This window comes from Dyadobacter sp. 3J3 (assembly GCF_009801115.1).
Taxonomy (GTDB): Bacteria; Bacteroidota; Bacteroidia; order Cytophagales; family Spirosomataceae; genus Dyadobacter.
The window spans coordinates 12,122-29,683 of the sequence record NZ_VTOL01000017.1 but is presented as its reverse complement, the minus strand read 5'-3'; the positions used below and the strand labels follow the sequence as shown (position 1 = coordinate 29,683).

The window sequence follows — 17,562 nt, the reverse complement described above, 5'->3', positions numbered from 1 at the left end:
AGCCGATCACCAATTACATTTTTGTAACGTCATAAAATGCTTTGGAAGAAATTCCAATCAGCCTCCAAGACGTCAAACTATCAGTGCTAAAAAATGATTTTCCCGCCTGAAAACCACCTTGTACACCTTTTGTCAACTTCATTTTTCGACCCTTAACCTTTTGTACACCCCTTTTTTAGTTTGATCAACCTTTTGTATACCCATTAAAATTGACGGCTGATTTTTTCTGCCATACGTTTGCATTGCCTTCCAAAAGCACTATGCTTTAAACCGGTAGGCAAGAAAACTTCAATCATTTTTTTTACAATTCATTTAACTATTAGCATGAAAAATTTCAAAATCTTATCGAAAAACATCGGCGTAAAAACAGTATTCGCAGGTCTGTTTCTATTAGGAAGTTCGGGCGTTTTCGCTCAACAATCTCAGGAGTGCGCCCACCTTGCGGCGGGTATGTATCAAGTCAGGAACTCAGACAAATTCTGCCTGACTATTGAAAAACTACCCAAAACACAAGCCACTGTGGAACTACTTACAGAAGGCGGAGTTGCACTTTACGGCAGTTCTCTGCCTAGAAAAAGCACCAAATTCAGTCAGAAGTTTGATATGACGAATTTAGAGAATGGAAGATATATTCTACGTATCAGACAAGGACAGGAAGTTATCAGCAAATTCATTGAACTCGACAGAATTTTACCAAGCCAGCTTTCATCAGAAAAAAGAATTTCTCTTGTGGATTAAAGTCACCAGCAAGCGTATTTCAAAAATCAATTAGTCACAAATTATAAAATAAAAAACACCCAAAACGAATGAAATTTTTAGAAAAAAAAGTAGTTTTAGCAGTTGAATTAATATTGGCCATTGGCTTGGTTTCCTGTCAGCACGAAAATGTACCAACGCCGGCTCTTCCGAATCCAGCTTCGGCACAAGCACTGCGAGACGGAATTTCCGCCAGTCTTCCAAAAATGTATCAACTGATCAAACACGGAGATGTCACCTTGTCCTATTTTGACAATGGAAAATTAAAAAAAGCGAGTTTTGGAGCGAATATGCGTGGAAGCTACCTGACCAATGTTACGTATGCATACAACACAAATTCCATCGTTGCCACGATAACCAATAATAGCAAAGTCGTGCAGATTAATACTTTTTCCCTGGATGCAAACACAGGGAATTGCTACGAATCCAGCCAAATTACTTATATGCCATTGGGCACAAATTCTTATCAGCAACAAGAAATTATACTTTCTTATGCCTATAACGCAAAGGGCCAGCTTACGGATATCACGGACAAAAAAGCGCCAAATATAAAAACAGTTTTTGGCTACAATGCGATCGGTGATTTAAACAAAATAAGCTATTACGGTTATTCAGGAACTGGTCCCGCACCAAAATTACTTTTAGAATCTACCTTATCTTACGAACGACCTGGGGGAGATCCAATACTTGATGATTTGTCACCAGTGAATTTTGAGGAGGCCAATCTGCCTGATCCGTACCTTAAAATATTCGGAAAACAGGCCAAACATCTCGTTTCAATGATCACCGAGAAATCCACACCGGGCGGCAGGTATTACAATTACATAGTAAACAACGACGGATATGTGACTAAAAGAGAAACATACAAGCTTATTGGTGCCGCTTTGGTTGAAACCAAATTGTATGATTATGTGGTCACAGAAATGACTCTTCATCTTTAAAATTTACTCATAAAAAAAGCCCGGAGAAATACACAATTCCAGTGTATTTCTCTCTACCAAACTTAGTAGCAATTCTTAGTCATGAAAAAATTAATAATACTCAATCCACACATTCTTATTCACAACTTAATACCGATGAGCATATTCATACGCCTGGATACAGTAACCGTAAATCTTCGTCACGGTGACTTGGCAGGAGCATTTCTGGAACTTCTGAATGTAATTTTTGGCGCACACTGGCACGAATACCAGAATCATCAGCAAAGCCTTTCTATGCCTCCACGGTTAAAATGGTTCGCCAATCTGATGTTAAGCAGCCTTGTGTCTTTAACCATGCTAACGACAATTGTCTGATTTATTAACCTGCGTATGGCACAAAGCGTTACGAGAAAATCAAAATCAATTTAAACATAAAATTAAAACACAAAATGGCTAACGTAAAAAAACTGATTGAAGAATGGGCGGTCAAGGATCTTGAAGACGGATCGTCCCTGACTATAACTGTGGTGCAATGCACAGAACTTGGTAACCAGTCGCTGCCGGGAATACAGATATTGTACATGGGAAACACTATCAATTTTGAACCCAATATCGTTGAACGCTGGGCATACCAGGCTTCCAAAGAGGGGGCTACCGCCTTTTTGCTTACGGATTATTCCTGGACCGCACATGAAGATCAGTTCATTAGAAATTATCTGGTTCCCGGCTCGCCACTAAAAGCAAGAGTTGAAGTAAAAACACGCAGCTCCAAGGTGATCAGCAAAGAATACGAACTACCCTTCGAGGTATAACAAAAGCTGAGGGCTTCCGATTTTCAAACTGATAAGAAAACCGGAAGTCCGAAAGCTGAAAAACAAATTAAGTTTAAAAACCCTTTTAAGGTTTACAGCCATGACATTTATTAAAATTATTACCATCATTAACTGGATACTTATCAGTATTTACGGCGGATTTGTGGGTTGGGCTTTTATGCAGGAAAGCAAACGCAGCCACGAAATGGGCAATTTAGAATCGGAAATTAAAGTAGTGATGTTTCTTATGTTCCTGGTTGTAATAGGCCTAAACCTGACATCACACCAATGGATGAAAATCCTCGCAATGATCATTTCCGCAATTCTTCTTTTCACCATTTACCAGTTAGCCACAAATTAAATTATACAAGTAGGCCTCAATCATTCCAAAACAAATTACCAATGAAAAATTATGTCATAGGTGTCACTCTGGCTACTTTACTTTTGTTAACCTTTAAAAGTATGGCACAAACAAAAAAGCCCGCCGTAAATTACCTGGGAATTCAAAACGCCCTTTTACTTCAAAAAAACAGTTATCAGCTAGTGTGGTCTTCGCATCCGGAATCCACGTTTTTCAAACAGGAATATCTGGTCGCTGGTGATGATTTCCCCAACTATAACAAAATGCTTTTTATTGACTTTTCAGTCACTGAATCTAATATTGACCAGGTTGTAGCCGCGAAAATGAGAGAACTCGAACAGCTGAAAAGGCCAAATCTGGATGTGAAATTTGAAATTCTTGTCAATGCTGCTTCGGGAGAAAAAATTCTGGATTGTGTGATTTTACAAACGGCTCCGGATGAAAGGAATAGTCTGGCAGAGCGCGATGTGTATCGTTTCAAAACGGTAAAAGCCAAATCGGGACAGCGTGGAATTTTATTATTGGCGGCCAGTAACAGAAAATATGGAAAGGAGATCAAACCTTTTATGGCAAAACTGAAAACAGAAAAACAGATTTTGATTGCCGAAGTTGCCAAATTCCCAATGCCGGAACCAAACATTTCCAAACAATACTAAACCATAAATAACCATATGAAATCATTTGGTATTGCGATGGTCGCTGGCATTGCCGGCTTCATCATCGCAGCATCCCTAAGCTATTTTTTAATAGGGAAATTTTCATCAAACGGTCACGACAGAAGTGTTGAAGCTAGTATGACAAGCATATTTGTCTTCGGCCCGATCGGTTTTATTCTTTCATTTATTTCCGGATATATCTGGGCTAAAAATACTTTTCCATGAAAGATTCCAGTACAGATTCCCCTCTTCGTTATGTCCACGACGGGCGCGGTGGCACTATATACTTCAAAAGTGAGGAAACCAGTTTAGAAATGTGGTACGAATTGGCTATGCCTCCTTCCGTTATCATTATCGGGATTCCCGAGCCAAAATACTGGGAAGGGCACACAAAAACTCCATTATCGCGAAGGGAAGAAATCCTCGGTTTCATTGGAGAACAAATCATAAAAGATAAGCTTTCCGGCGAGGGCTATTTCCTGATCGATGATAATATATTGTCGATTTGCCACGGGAAAAATCCGAAAACAACTGAGAATTGAGCTTTCGATATTCCATGTTTTATTATTTTTATTGAAATTTACCCGTTAAAAGTCTTGATAATTGGCCAGCTGATAAATAAGAAATACGCCAGTCAAAAATACTTTTCTGACGCAATCTGCACCATTCCGAATGTCCCAAATTACCAGTATCATTTTCTCATCTTCACCCCTTTTTTGACAAAATACAGGTATATATTTGATCTGTTACCTTTTATTTATTCAAATAGAAAGCCAGCATATTATGATTTCAAATGATAAAACACCACTTTCTCCAAACGGACAATTCGCAGAGGTTAACGGGCTAAAAATGTATTATGAAATCCATGGTACCGGCGCGCCGCTTGTGCTCATACACGGCGGAGGCTCAACGTTGTATACCACTTTTGGAAAAATATTGCCTCTGCTTGCCGAAACGTACCAGGTTATTGGTGTTGAACTCCAGGCACACGGTCATACCTCCGACAGAGATGCGCCGGAAAGTTTTGAGCAGGATGCGGATGATGTTGCTGAATTATTAAAACAACTGAATATTTCCGGCGTCAGCATTTTTGGTTTTAGCAATGGAGGAAATACCGCGATGCAGATTGCGATACGACATCCTCAACTTGTAAAAAAGCTGATTCTGGCTTCTGCTTTTTACAAAAGAGAGGGAATGTTTCCCGGTTTTTGGGACTTTATGCACAATGCCTGTCTGGATAACATGCCGAAAATTTATCAGGACGAATTCCTTAAAATCAACAACAATCCGGCCGCATTACAGACTATGCATGACAAAGATTTGCAGCGAATGCTAACGTTTCAGGATTAGAAAGATGAAGATATCAGCTCGATCCAGGCTCCGGCGCTGGTAATCAGTGCGGATCAGGATGTTGTTTCTCCCGAACATGCGGTTGCCATGTACAGGTTATTTCCTCATGGGAGGCTTGCTATATTTCCCGCCACACATGGGAGTTATATCGGCGAAATTATGTCAAGGGATTCCGACAGCAAAATTCCTGAATTGTTTGTGGCTATGGTGAGTGAATTTCTTGCGGTACCTATGCATTAGACTACATTTATGAAAATTAAATCCCGTTTCAAATCAGTTTCCACAAAAAATCTACAATTTATATAACAGTTGTATATGAAAAAGAAACTGATACGTATGCGAATCAATCCCCGAACGCGGAATAGTATAACTAATAGTCGGCTGGGCGATAACGGATAAATGTTTGGTAAAATCATAAATTACCCCTGCGCCAACCGTTGGGCTGATCCTGGAAGTTTTATCTCCGGTTTTAAATACAAATGAACCGAAATCATCAATATAGGTATGAGAAATTGTTTGAAAATTATATAAAGCTCCCGCCGAAAAATAGGGGGATAGTTTTCCCTGTGAAGTCTGAAAATTGACCATTAATGGAATTGAAAAACTGTGAGATCTGCCTCTGGAATTCACGGAACTTGCTCTGGACTCATTTAGCCACAAACCTGTTGAAACTGACCATTTTGATGAAAACGAGTATCTTCCGTTCAAACCAAACCAACTGCCATTCCAGGAATTACTCGATTTGTAAACAGTAGTTTGCAGCACACCGTTGTTATCAAAATCTTTAATGGTAGCTGTGGTTTTGTTATGCACGTAAAATGGAGCCACCGTGGCAGATAATGCAAATTTACACTGTGCCGAAACCTTTGGCGTGGCAAATGAAACTATTAACAAAATTACTACGAGGGTAAATATTGATCTCATTGCTGCCGGTTTTAAGGATTTAATATAAAGAGGAGGATCAAAAATTTCAGTAATGTATATTACAACTTATAAAGCAGCTGCACATTGAAACTTGCCCGGTAGGCATGTGAATCAATTCCGGAAGGAGAAATGGCATAACTGAAAGTTGGTTGGGCGATTATGGATAAATGCTGTGCAAAATTGTAGATCACTCCTGCACCAATCATAGGCATAATCCTGGAATCGCTGTTCTTGAATATCACATAAGATTCCTGAGTGGCTATGTTTACACGACTTGTATTAGTAAAATTCCATAATGCGCCTGCTGAAAAATAGGGAGACAATTTATTTCCCGATGTTTGAAAATTCACCATGACCGGAATAACAAAATTATGCGATTTGCCCCGTCCGGTGTAATATGGTATGGCCGGATTAAAAGTAATATCGGGCACATTATTCCACGACTCACTTAACCACAACCCGGTTGATGCTGACCATTTTGAGGAAAAAGAATATCGCGCATTCAAACCCGCCCAATAACCTTTAGAAGTTGTTTTAGATTTCATTTCAGAACTTATCAGCCCGCTATTGTAGGGCACTACATAAGTCTTTTCGGAATTAATATGACCGTAAAACGGTGCCACCGTAGCGGAAAAGGCCAACTTACTTTGGCCTAAAACCACAGACGAAAAACATAAAAGTCCAGCCAAAATGGTCGTAACCATACGTATTGCTTTCATTATCTTTCTGTTTAAATATAGGGTTTAGTTCAATCGGAGATTTTTAGATACAAATCACTGCAAAAATTATCTAAACAACTGTCTTATAGTGATAAGCAGGTTTAATTAACCTCTAATATACTATGCAATTTATATCATAAAAAGGCAAATAAATAGCAATATTCTAATTATAATTTTAGAGTTAAAATTCAATTAAAAATTACAGTAATCTGGATAATTTAACCTGACAAATCATTAAATGCCATTTCCTCGAAAAGGTATCCCAAAAGCATTTTAAAAAATGAGGAAGCTCAAATCTGAAATTTCTAGGAAGTTGCTGGAATGATCTTTGTTACCTGCGCTGTAAATCACTAACCATTGAAATTATTATGGACAGCATCAATCAACAACAACCTGAAAAAAATCACGAAGATCTTTTTGGCCAGGAAGCCGGAGAAAAAATTAAAGAGCTGGCAAAAAATGCAGGCACTTGCTTTTTTTGTACCAAAATCTCATCGCAACAACCGTTAAAAGTAAGACCGATGTCGGTTCAGAAAGTGGATAAAGATGGCAATTTCTGGTTTTTAAGCGCGGATGATAGTCATAAAAATGCTGATATTTCTGATGATTCAAACGTTCACCTTTTATTTCAAGGCTCGGCATATTCGGATTTTCTGAGTGTGTATGGCACAGCGACAATTACAAAAGATAAAGAAGTAATCAAAGAACTTTGGGAGCCTATTCTGAAAGCCTGGTTCACAGATGGCATCGACGATCCCAGAATAACCGCGATCAAAGTCGAAACCAAAGATGGTTATTACTGGGATAACAAACATGGAAATACAGTAGCCTTTGCCAAAACGGTGGTAGGCGCAATTCTGGGCAAAACTTTGGATGATTCTATTGAGGGGAAATTGGTTAATCCTTAAATAACATTGTATTCCTCATAATCTCTGTTGTAAAAAGAGCGAAACTTCGTTTGGTCGACAACCTGGATTATGAGGATTTTTTATATCAAAAAATACATACCTAAGATTTGGATGTATAATTTATTGAAGTATATTTACAATATGAATAAAAATGCTCAGCAACTGTTAAAAGGCAGCCTCAATGCGGTGATACTAAAACTCCTTTCCCAAACCGAAAAGATGTATGGATATGAAATATGCCAAAAGGTAAAAGAAATGACCGGCGGCGAGTTACGCATAACTGAAGGAGCATTATATCCGGCATTGCACAAGCTGGAAGGAGAAGGAATACTGACAACGCAAACCGAAGTTGTGGATGGCCGCGCCAGAAAATATTATTCCATCGCAAGTGATCAGCAGGGTAATGCTGTGGATAGATTGGCATCGATTCAAAATTTTCTTAATCAACTTCAACTGATACTTGAACCCAAAGATTTAATTTCAATATCCTTAAAATAATATGTTCCATGAAAATAACACAGGCGCAATATTTCAGAATAGAGGAATTTTTTACAGAAAAATGCAGGCTGGTCGAAACAGAATTCATTGAAGAAATGACCGACCATTTTATCGATTCGATTGAAACAAAACTGTCTGAATCAATTTCATTTGATGCAGCGATGGATTCGACAATTGAAGATTTTGGAGGATTGGCTGCTATACGAAAAATGGAATGGCAATTCAGAAAAGATTTGTAAAAAAGCAATTCCGGGTCATATGGGCATTGGGAAAAAGCCAGTTTTCGGGATATAAGATGTTGAGGTCTTGTCTTATAGCAGCTTCATTAACAGCACTGAGCTTTTACTTCTGCATGTTTGCCAGAAATAGTCCAGGGAATTTCAATTTCCCAAATGGTTTTCTATTCGGATCAGCCATATCACCAATTGTGATGGTACCCGTATTTCTTCTGCAAAGATATGTGAGATGGCATCTTTTTGGGGTAGTAAAATCTCAAATGGTTTTCAGAGTTATAATTTCGTTTTTCCTTATGCTTATTTCAATTTCATTATTCAATACAATCTCAGGATCTGAATTGTCCCTGTTTATGAAATCATGTGCATATTCTGTTGTATGGACATTTTTTTCTTTGTCTTTTATTTCAATTTTGGAATATTCAAAAACATACGAAGCAGATTATTGGTATCGGACAAGATGATTTGCTTGGCAAATATATTCTTCCTTCTTACTTGCTGCAAATGACTTGTGATAACAAACTTTTTCACTAATTCAGAAACAGGTTTCTTTTATTCCCATATTATTATAAATTAACTAAACTCAATCACCTGATTATCAACATCTATCAATTAAGATCTTTTAACATTTCAAAGAAGGTATAAAGCAATCCTTCCATGGTTTAGATACAATAGCCGTCATAATTATGTGGCTATAATAATCAAAAATAGACCATAGACTAACGCTTTATTCCATTATGAAATCTCATCCCTTAACACGAAACTTTTACTATTTCGGAATATTTTTCCTTTCCTTAGGTATCCTTACAACTTCCTTTCAGTCCCTGAATTATTTGCAGCACGGAGCGCAGATATATGCTGTTCCGACATTGCCTTCCTGGCTAATTCTGACGACTATAATGGATATCGTAAGCTCATCTATTTTGATGAAATATTATTACCACAAAAAATACCGGCTTACTTTTTTCGCAGGTATATTTATTCTTTCGGCATCCGTCATTTTCAATGTTATAATTTACATAATGACGGTATTCAGAGCATTGTATTCACTTTATACACCTGCTTGTATAATCCTTTTGCTAATCTCCATTTCATTTTCCATCATTCTGATATTTTCAAATTCCGGAAACAGACCATTGTTAAAATTAGCTGGAATTTTCGAATTGACCTTTGGATTAATTCTGCTGACATCAGTAATAGGAAATCATTTTTTTGTCACGTTACAGTTAAAACCGGTTTTCGAAAAAATTAACTTTTACACATCCTGGCTTTCGTGTATCGTTTCGGCTTTGCTTCTCAGCAATTTTGTAAGCGAACTCAGACAGATAAAAGATCAAACAGGAAATTTATTCAATTTTAAAATAATAATACCTGCACTAATCGCCATTGTTCCACTATTGATTTTGGGACAAAAAATGTATTCCAAAAGTCAGTTTGTAGGTTTCCCTCATCCAATAAGTGAAAAAGCAAGAGGAATAGCTTCCTTGTTTGAAGCCCGGAATTATGTAAATGCAGATGGAGATACGCTTCGTTACCGATTTATGAAACCGCTGGATTACAATCCTGAAAACAAATATCCGCTCGCCGTACTTTTGCATCATGGCGGAGCGCACGGAACAGATAATATTATTCAGGTGGAAGGATCTAACGCCCCGTTTTTTTCAAATTATGTCAGCAAAAGAAAATACCCTGCATTTTTGTTTATTCCTCAATGTCCGCAAAACCTGAGTTGGGCCGATCCTGCTTTTTCGAAACTCATTTTTGAAGCAATTGATGATCTGGAAAAACAGTTTTCGGTGGATACAAAAAGGCGTTATGTCATGGGAATATCCGGAGGTGGCCTCGGATCGTGGTATTTCATTGGTACTCATCCGGAAATGTTTGCAGCCGCTATTCCCATGTGTGGCGGAACCGATCCTGGTCTTTCTGAAAATATGACACATGTTGCGATCTGGGCATTTCATGGGGATAAGGATCCCTTAGCTCCCGTGAGCAGTACGCGAAGTATTATTGCAGGAATCAGAAAAGCGGGTGGTCATCCAAAATATACCGAATTCGCAAATGCCGATCATAACATTGGCGGACAGGTGCAACGTATCCCGCATCTTTTAGATTGGCTTTTTGCTCAAAAAAAAGATTGACAGCTTTTAGAACAAATAATACATATCAGCGATAAGCACCCTTAAAGTAATTGTATAAGTAGCTTGTAAAATAGCCACCGTTACAATTGTTTAATCTTACAAAATACTAAAAGCAGAGCCTGACAATTTTTCAACATACTTTTCCAGCATCAGCAATTTCTCGCCCGGAAGATTGATGATACTGCTAAACAGATTTTCAAAATCACTGGCAATCTGAGGTATAACCACGAAGTCGGCCTCAGCTGATTTCAGTTTGGTCAGGTGATTGAAAAGGCCGACATTGTTGTTATAAACCAGACAATCAACCTGTACATTCGCACCAATACGTCTTAAAAATGACTTGTAAATCAAATCATTAACCGATCCCTGGTTATTAAAAAGCAAAAGAATCTTGTGTTTTTCAAGCCTAAGATTTTCAGCAACAAAAAAACCTTTATAAGGTGCCGATTGAACTATGCCTCTTTTTTTTAGACTTCCAAGCGCTTTTTCAACGGTTGCTCTGGAAACCTGATAGTGCGCGCTCAACCGATTGATCGAAGGAAGTCTTTCGCCCTGCTTCAAAACATTTTCCTTTACTGCTTTGGAAACTGCATTTACCAATTGTTGATAAGTTGGAACTGGTGAGTTTTTTTCGATGGAAAACACATCCAGAAACCAGTAATTGATATTTTTATCGGTTTGGCTCATGCGGATAAAGTTTTAAAATCAGGTAGTATGAGTTTCTTTTTTAACGTGATTCCATTCAGAAGTCTTATTCGTAATTTTTATAATCCGGTTTTCCAGAGATCTTACCGTGGCAGGATGCCATTTCCCGCCTTCACTTGTTTTTATACCGAGTTCAGTAAGTTTATTTGCAATTTCCAGTAATGTTTTCGGCCCGGATTGTCTTATTTCTTTCAAAACAGGCGCAAGTTTCATGGCAAAATTATCGGCAGGGATACTTCTTTTTGAATTTTTCCGGTGAAAATAAACAATACTTTTCTCTTGTTTCAAATCTGTTGTATCATCGGTTTGATCATGATTTTTTAACTCTTCAAGCCCTGCTTTGTACATTTCACTCAACGCTTTGAAGAACAAATATTGAACATAATCTTCCTCGGACATTTTAGCCTCAAATTTAATTTCCAGTACCTCTTTAATACACTCTTTTCTGGACTCCTGATCGGTTAGTTTTTTCAAGGTTTCTCCGCAAAGGGTAAGAAAGACCGACTCTATTTTATCACTTTGATTCATATCTTCAAGGAAAAAATTCGTACCAGTTTCTAAAATGAAAAATTGGCATACATTACAAAAACACATGTAAATGGACAAAAAAAACTTTGAACACGAACCATCAACCGGATAGAAACCAGAAGATCATAGACAGATTGTTAAAATTTCCGGTTAAACCTTTTTCTCTTTGTTCATTTTCACAGCCAAAATCCTTCACTGCATCCACGAATACTGCCTTTATATCGGTTTTTAATGAAGTTTTGTACAAATTGCCGTAATCTTGCAACTTAACTTGCCACTATGTATTTAGGAAAGTCAAAGAATGGATTGACCATTTTTGTGCACGTCATGGTCTGGGTACTGCTCGGATTCGTTTTACTTTTTTTTCCGCCACTTACCTGGGATATCATACTCCCGGCTTCTTTCTGGATCAAGCAAACCCTTAATATTTTCATTTTGGCTGGCTTTTTCTATTTCAATGCACTGTACATGGTTCCGACATTTCTTTTTCAGGGAAAAAGAAATGTATTTATTATCTGGTTTATCGCAGCATGGATCATAGTTCTTGTTATTGCAAGAATCATCGAAATCAATCTCCATGTGATTGAAGACCTAAAGGCTGTTACACATGATAAAAGAGTCAGAAGTGTATTTGATCTGGATTTCTATCTTTTCATTATTACATGTTTGGTGCTGGTTATAAGCACCGGAATGGCGGCGGCTCAGAGATGGCAAGCCAATGAAAAAAGACATGAAATGATTGAAAAACAACACATTGCGTCTGAGCTGGCATTATTGAAAGCTCAAATCAATCCACATTTTTTCTTTAATACGCTTAATAATATCTATTCGCTTACCTATTCCGATATTCCATTATCCAGAGAAGCTATTTTAAAACTTTCCCGGATGATGCGTTACGTTTTGTATGACACCTTGCAGGACAAGGCCATGCTGAGCCAGGAAATATCCTTTATTAATGATTATATTGAACTGATGAAACTGCGCTTGCATGGGCATACCACGCTGGATTTTAACCGACCTTTTGCAGACCATGATTATTCGGTAGCGCCAATGCTGCTGCTTCCTTTTATAGAAAATGCATTTAAACATGGAACCAGTTCGCTTGAAAAAACACAGATTCTGATCGATCTCACGGTCGAAAAAGGCAGTTTGTCTCTTAAAGTATTTAATCATATTCAGAACGAAAAAGTCTCTCAGGATCTGTCCAGCGGTGGCATTGGATTGGTCAACACCAAAAGAAGGCTGGATCTATTGTATCCCGACCGTCACATACTAGCCATTGACGAAAACACAGAGAAAGGAACTTATCAAGTTGATTTACAAATTGATCTGTGGTTGATAAACGCTTAAATATTCTCCATGTCCGGCCAAGGTATTATTTTAAATTGCATCACAGTTGACGACGAGCCGCTTGCGCTTAACCTGATCAACACTTTTGTTGAACAAACTCCTTTTTTAAATTTAAAAGGCAGTTATGCCAACGGGATCGAAGCGTTGCAAGCTATTCATAGCCAAGAGATTGATCTTATAATTCTGGACATACAAATGCCGCATTTGAATGGAATGGAACTTGCGAGAGTTCTTACCCAAAATGGCACTTCTTCTGCCGCCAAAATCATTTTCACAACAGCTTATAATCAATTTGCACTGGAAGCGTTCAAAGTAAATGCCTCGGATTATTTATTAAAACCATTTGGTTATGAAGCATTTCTAAATGCTGCAATGCGGGTTAAAAATTATTTTGAACTGCTGCAAGGAAATACCTCGCTGATTGATGAAAGCGAAGAAAACTGCATGTTTGTAAAAGCTGATTACAAACTTGTCCGCGTTGATTTTGATTCAGTTCTCTATCTTGAATCGAGCAAGGATAATGTCAAAATACATCTAATTCCTCCTTTAAAACCCATCATAACACTGAGCAGCCTGAAATCAATAGAAGACAAACTGCCGCCGTCCAGGTTTCTGCGCTTACACCGTTCCTTCATTATTTCTCTTTCAAAAGTGGATTCCATCAGCAAAAACGCGGTCTACATTGGTACTATGGAAATCGCAGTTGGTGAGTTATACCGGGATGCTTTTAAGAAATTGACTGGAAACTGGATCTGATTAAAATACAATTTTTGTAACAATCAGGAAATTCAACGCCAAAGCAGGAACTAACCTTGGGATTTTAACCTTTTTTATAAATCAGATCAATTTTTACTTTATAGATGGGCTTCGGTAATTTTTTAAATACCTTTGCCGCATTAAAAATATATCATGATTTACTTCTTTTCCGACGACCGCAATACTGTCTTTGCTCTGCAAATTGAACAAACCCTCACTCAGGCAAATATTTCTAAATTATCCTGGCTTTTTGGTAACGCCCAGCTCAGTGAAGAAACTGTACTGAATGGATTTTTTGTAGGGCCGCGTGCTGCGATGATTACACCATGGAGTACAAACGCCGTGGAAATTACCCAGAACATGGATATCCATGGCATTATCAGGATTGAGGAGTTTAAAAAAGTTGAAGCGGATTTTACAGGTTTTGACCCGATGCTGTCTCAAAAATACAGCGAGCTTAATCAGCAAATTTACTCCATCAGCATCAAGCCTGAATCAATTCTTGAAATTAATGACATTGCTGAGTATAATCAGCAGGAAGGTCTGTCGCTTAGTTCCGAAGAAATAGATTACCTGAATAAGCTGTCAGAAAAACTGGATCGCAAACTTACCGACTCGGAAGTTTTCGGTTTTTCCCAGGTCAATTCTGAACATTGCCGTCATAAAATTTTCAACGGTACTTTTGTTATTGACGGAGAAGAGCAGCCGTCTTCTTTATTCAAACTGATACGCAAAACATCAGAAACCAATCCAAACGGAATTGTTTCTGCCTATAAAGATAATGTTGCTTTTGTAAAAGGACCCCGCGTGCAGCAGTTTGCTCCAAAACGCCCGGACGTTCCTGAATACTACGAAACAAAAGATTTTGATTCAGTGATTTCTTTGAAAGCTGAAACCCATAATTTCCCGACCACCGTTGAGCCATTTAATGGCGCAGCAACCGGATCAGGTGGGGAAATCAGAGACAGACTAGCAGGCGGACAAGGTTCTTTGCCACTTGCGGGAACGGCTGTTTATATGACTTCATTTTCACGTTTGGAAGAAAATCGTCCGTGGGAGCAGCCGATGGCTGAAAGACCGTGGCTGTACCAGACACCGATGGATATTCTGATCAAGGCTTCTAATGGTGCTTCTGATTTTGGAAATAAATTCGGACAACCTTTGATCGTTGGCTCTTTGCTAACCTTTGAGCATGAGGAAGATGCCAGAAAACTTGGTTATGATAAAGTGATCATGCAGGCTGGTGGAATCGGATACGGAAAAGCGGATCAGGCACAAAAAGAAAAACCTTCTGTTGATGATAAGATTGTAGTACTGGGCGGTGAAAACTACCGGATTGGTATGGGTGGAGCAGCAGTTTCTTCTGCCGACACCGGTGCAATGAGCTCAGGAATTGAGCTTAATGCTGTGCAACGCTCCAATCCTGAAATGCAGAAAAGAGTTGCCAACGCGGTTCGCGGAATGGTAGAAAGTGATCATAATACCATTGTTTCCATTCATGACCACGGCGCAGGCGGACACTTAAACTGTCTTTCTGAATTGGTGGAAGAAACCGGGGGAAAAATTGATCTGGATAAATTGCCTGTGGGAGATCCTACCCTTTCGGCGAAAGAAATAATTGGAAACGAATCCCAGGAACGTATGGGACTTGTGATCGGACAGAAAAATATTGATACGCTTCAAAGAATAGCAGATCGCGAAAGAGCACCGATGTATACCGTCGGACAAGTGACTTCGGATCACCGCTTTACTTTTGAATCTTCGTCCACGGGCGCAAAACCGATGGATCTTGAAATGGATGACATGTTTGGCAGCTCGCCAAAAGTGGTTATGCATGACAAAACGGTTGAAAGAAAATATCAGCCTGTAACGTACGATCAGAAAGAACTGCATACTTATCTTTTGCAACTTCTTCAACTGGAAGCTGTTGGGAGTAAAGACTGGCTTACAAATAAAGTTGACCGTTGTGTAGGCGGTCGCGTTGCGAAACAGCAATGTGCAGGCCCGCTTCAATTGCCGCTGAATAATGTTGGCGTAATGGCGCTTGATTACAAAGGAAAAGAAGGAATCGCAACATCTATTGGTCACGCTCCTCTTTCTGCTTTGATCGATCCTGCTGCGGGAAGTCGCAATGCGATTGCAGAATCACTGTCTAATATTATCTGGGCACCTTTGGAAGATGGACTTGCGAGTGTTTCGCTTTCTGCCAACTGGATGTGGGCCTGTAAAAATGAAGGAGAAGATGCGCGTTTATATGCAGCCGTAAAAGCCTGTTCAGAATTTGCGATCAGTCTTGGAATCAATATTCCTACGGGAAAAGATTCCTTGTCGATGAAACAAAAATATAAGGATGCAGAAGTGATCGCTCCGGGAACTGTCATTATTTCAGCCGCCGGACATTGCGATGATATCACTGCTGTGATTGAACCAGTCCTTCAAAAAGACGGAGGAGCGATTTATTATATCAATCTTTCCGAAGATCTTTACAAACTGGGCGGTTCTTCTTTTGCCCAGATTTTGGGTAAAATCGGAACGGAAACACCGGATATTAAAAACGCCGAATCATTTAAAAATACATTTAATACGATTCAACAGCTGATAAAAGCAGGTAAAATTCAGGCAGGTCATGATATTGGTAGCGGCGGATTAATTACCACGCTTCTTGAAATGTGTTTTGCGGATCGTGATCTGGGTGCAAACATTGATCTTTCATCTTTGTCTGATCAGGATCTTATCACGAAACTTTTCTCTGAAAATATCGGAATCGTTTTCCAGGCAGATTCAGAGGCTGAATCTGTTCTTGGAGCTGCCGGTGTTGATTTCCATAAAATCGGAACCGTTACTGCTACTGCAACTTTGACGGTTAAAGATCAGTCAGGAACTCAGGATTTTGATATAGACGAACTACGCGATGTCTGGTCTAAAACTTCTTATTTGCTGGATCAGAAACAAAGCGGACCGGTTAAAGCAAAAGAACGTTTTGATAATTATAAAAACCACGTATTGCAATACAATTTCCCATTGCAATTTGATGGTAAAAAACCTGTTATTGATTCTTCAAAACCAAGACCAAAAGCAGCGGTTATCCGTGAAAAAGGCAGCAACTCGGAAAGAGAATTAGCCAATGCGATGTATCTGGCTGGTTTCGATGTGAAAGATGTGCATATGACCGATCTAATCTCGGGTCGCGAAACACTGGAAGATATCCAGTTTATCGGTGCCGTAGGAGGATTCTCAAACTCTGATGTTTTAGGTTCTGCCAAAGGCTGGGCTGGTGCATTTCTTTATAATGAAAAAGCAAAAATCGCTTTGGAAAACTTCTTTAAACGCGAGGACACGCTTTCAGTTGGGATATGTAATGGATGCCAGTTATTTATAGAATTGGGCCTTATCAATGAAGATCACGAGCAAAAACCTAAAATGCTTCATAACGAAAGTAAAAAGCACGAAAGCGGTTTTACTTCACTGACGATACAGGAAAATAATTCGGTAATGCTTTCCACTTTGGCTGGCAGCACACTGGGTGTTTGGATTTCGCACGGAGAAGGTAAGTTTGAACTTCCTTACGCAGAAGACAAATACAGCATTGTAGCAAAATACGGTTACGAAACATATCCTGCCAATCCAAACGGTTCTGATTTCAACACAGCCATGATGTGCGACAAATCAGGACGACATTTGGTAATGATGCCTCATATTGAAAGATCACTTTTCCAGTGGCATTGGGCAAACTATCCAAAAGGAAGAAAAGACGAAGTTTCTCCATGGATGGAAGCGTTTGTGAATGCGAGATTGTGGTTGGAACAGAAATAAGCTGATAAAATTAAAATCCAAAAAAAGTGCCGTCAATGAATTCAAAGATTTATTGGGGGCACTTTTTGATTTAATCCATGTTAAAATATGTGGATTAGATTGATAGCAAAATTCGATCAATTATCTAAAATC

Annotated in this window: 21 protein-coding genes; 16 read left to right on the top strand and 5 right to left on the bottom strand. The window is 38.8% G+C overall.

Translation table 11 applies throughout. From position 1 onward, the window contains the following. Window positions 1–13: 13 nt before the first annotated feature. Window positions 14–142 carry a hypothetical protein gene (locus tag FZF08_RS32135; protein ID WP_255463725.1) on the bottom strand — a complete coding sequence of 43 codons (129 nt, stop codon included), beginning with the start codon at window positions 140–142 and terminating at the stop codon, window positions 14–16. 182 nt (window positions 143–324) lie between these two features. On the opposite strand from FZF08_RS32135, the gene FZF08_RS27015 reads away from it, so the two are divergent. The 9 genes from FZF08_RS27015 (at window position 325) to FZF08_RS26975 (ending at window position 4,855) form a co-directional block, all read left to right on the top strand. Continuing rightward, complete coding sequence (locus FZF08_RS27015; RefSeq protein ID WP_159476345.1) at window positions 325–738, top strand: hypothetical protein; 414 nt, start codon at window positions 325–327, stop codon at window positions 736–738. Window positions 739–806: 68 nt separating this feature from the next. Beyond that, window positions 807–1,697 (top strand): DUF4595 domain-containing protein, encoded by an 891-nt coding sequence (locus FZF08_RS27010; RefSeq protein ID WP_159476342.1) that lies wholly within the window; start codon window positions 807–809, stop codon window positions 1,695–1,697. 135 nt (window positions 1,698–1,832) lie between these two features. Beyond that, a complete protein-coding gene (locus FZF08_RS27005; RefSeq protein ID WP_159476339.1) occupies window positions 1,833–2,051 on the top strand; it encodes a hypothetical protein in 219 nt (72 codons plus the stop codon). 74 nt (window positions 2,052–2,125) lie between these two features. Beyond that, the gene (locus FZF08_RS27000; RefSeq protein ID WP_159476336.1) at window positions 2,126–2,488 is read left to right on the top strand and encodes a hypothetical protein; all 363 of its coding nucleotides are present in this window, start codon (window positions 2,126–2,128) and stop codon (window positions 2,486–2,488) included. A 100-nt stretch (window positions 2,489–2,588) separates the two neighbouring features. After that, entirely contained in the window at window positions 2,589–2,849 is a 261-nt protein-coding gene (locus FZF08_RS26995) for a hypothetical protein (protein WP_159476334.1), read from the top strand. Window positions 2,850–2,890: 41 nt separating this feature from the next. After that, window positions 2,891–3,505: a hypothetical protein gene (locus FZF08_RS26990; RefSeq protein WP_229216715.1), complete on the top strand. Its 615-nt coding sequence runs from the start codon at window positions 2,891–2,893 to the stop codon at window positions 3,503–3,505. A 15-nt stretch (window positions 3,506–3,520) separates the two neighbouring features. After that, window positions 3,521–3,730 (top strand): hypothetical protein, encoded by a 210-nt coding sequence (locus FZF08_RS26985; protein WP_159476331.1) that lies wholly within the window; start codon window positions 3,521–3,523, stop codon window positions 3,728–3,730. Next, a complete protein-coding gene (locus FZF08_RS26980; protein WP_159476328.1) occupies window positions 3,727–4,047 on the top strand; it encodes a hypothetical protein in 321 nt (106 codons plus the stop codon). The genes FZF08_RS26985 and FZF08_RS26980 overlap by 4 nt, the downstream gene beginning before the upstream one ends. A 241-nt stretch (window positions 4,048–4,288) precedes the next feature. Next, entirely contained in the window at window positions 4,289–4,855 is a 567-nt protein-coding gene (locus FZF08_RS26975; RefSeq protein WP_200837177.1) for an alpha/beta fold hydrolase, read from the top strand. 291 nt (window positions 4,856–5,146) lie between these two features. Here FZF08_RS26975 and FZF08_RS26970 read toward each other — a convergent pair whose 3' ends face one another. Together FZF08_RS26970 and FZF08_RS26965 are read right to left on the bottom strand one after the other, a co-directional pair. Continuing rightward, window positions 5,147–5,779, bottom strand: a complete 633-nt coding sequence (locus FZF08_RS26970; protein WP_159476325.1) for an outer membrane beta-barrel protein — start codon at window positions 5,777–5,779, stop codon at window positions 5,147–5,149. Window positions 5,780–5,838: 59 nt separating this feature from the next. Further along, a complete protein-coding gene (locus tag FZF08_RS26965; RefSeq protein ID WP_159476322.1) occupies window positions 5,839–6,498 on the bottom strand; it encodes an outer membrane beta-barrel protein in 660 nt (219 codons plus the stop codon). Between the two features lie 368 nt (window positions 6,499–6,866). On the opposite strand from FZF08_RS26965, the gene FZF08_RS26960 reads away from it, so the two are divergent. The 4 genes from FZF08_RS26960 (at window position 6,867) to FZF08_RS26945 (ending at window position 10,278) form a co-directional block, all read left to right on the top strand. Continuing rightward, window positions 6,867–7,406 (top strand): pyridoxamine 5'-phosphate oxidase family protein, encoded by a 540-nt coding sequence (locus FZF08_RS26960; protein WP_159476319.1) that lies wholly within the window; start codon window positions 6,867–6,869, stop codon window positions 7,404–7,406. A 141-nt stretch (window positions 7,407–7,547) separates the two neighbouring features. Next, window positions 7,548–7,904, top strand: coding sequence for a PadR family transcriptional regulator (locus FZF08_RS26955; protein WP_159476316.1), 357 nt, complete (start codon window positions 7,548–7,550; stop codon window positions 7,902–7,904). 8 nt (window positions 7,905–7,912) lie between these two features. Further along, window positions 7,913–8,143, top strand: coding sequence for a hypothetical protein (locus FZF08_RS26950; RefSeq protein ID WP_159476313.1), 231 nt, complete (start codon window positions 7,913–7,915; stop codon window positions 8,141–8,143). A gap of 731 nt (window positions 8,144–8,874) precedes the next feature. Next, window positions 8,875–10,278 (top strand): prolyl oligopeptidase family serine peptidase, encoded by a 1,404-nt coding sequence (locus FZF08_RS26945; RefSeq protein WP_159476311.1) that lies wholly within the window; start codon window positions 8,875–8,877, stop codon window positions 10,276–10,278. 96 nt (window positions 10,279–10,374) lie between these two features. Here FZF08_RS26945 and FZF08_RS26940 read toward each other — a convergent pair whose 3' ends face one another. Then, entirely contained in the window at window positions 10,375–10,965 is a 591-nt protein-coding gene (locus FZF08_RS26940; protein WP_159476308.1) for a GntR family transcriptional regulator, read from the bottom strand. Between the two features lie 18 nt (window positions 10,966–10,983). Next, complete coding sequence (locus FZF08_RS26935; RefSeq protein ID WP_159476305.1) at window positions 10,984–11,511, bottom strand: hypothetical protein; 528 nt, start codon at window positions 11,509–11,511, stop codon at window positions 10,984–10,986. Between the two features lie 279 nt (window positions 11,512–11,790). On the opposite strand from FZF08_RS26935, the gene FZF08_RS26930 reads away from it, so the two are divergent. The 3 genes from FZF08_RS26930 (at window position 11,791) to purL (ending at window position 17,430) form a co-directional block, all read left to right on the top strand. Beyond that, window positions 11,791–12,861 (top strand): sensor histidine kinase, encoded by a 1,071-nt coding sequence (locus FZF08_RS26930; protein WP_159476302.1) that lies wholly within the window; start codon window positions 11,791–11,793, stop codon window positions 12,859–12,861. A gap of 9 nt (window positions 12,862–12,870) precedes the next feature. Further along, window positions 12,871–13,617 (top strand): LytTR family DNA-binding domain-containing protein, encoded by a 747-nt coding sequence (locus FZF08_RS26925; protein WP_310590619.1) that lies wholly within the window; start codon window positions 12,871–12,873, stop codon window positions 13,615–13,617. Window positions 13,618–13,770: 153 nt separating this feature from the next. Continuing rightward, a complete protein-coding gene (gene purL, locus FZF08_RS26920; RefSeq protein ID WP_159476299.1) occupies window positions 13,771–17,430 on the top strand; it encodes a phosphoribosylformylglycinamidine synthase in 3,660 nt (1,219 codons plus the stop codon). Window positions 17,431–17,562 lie beyond the last annotated feature (132 nt).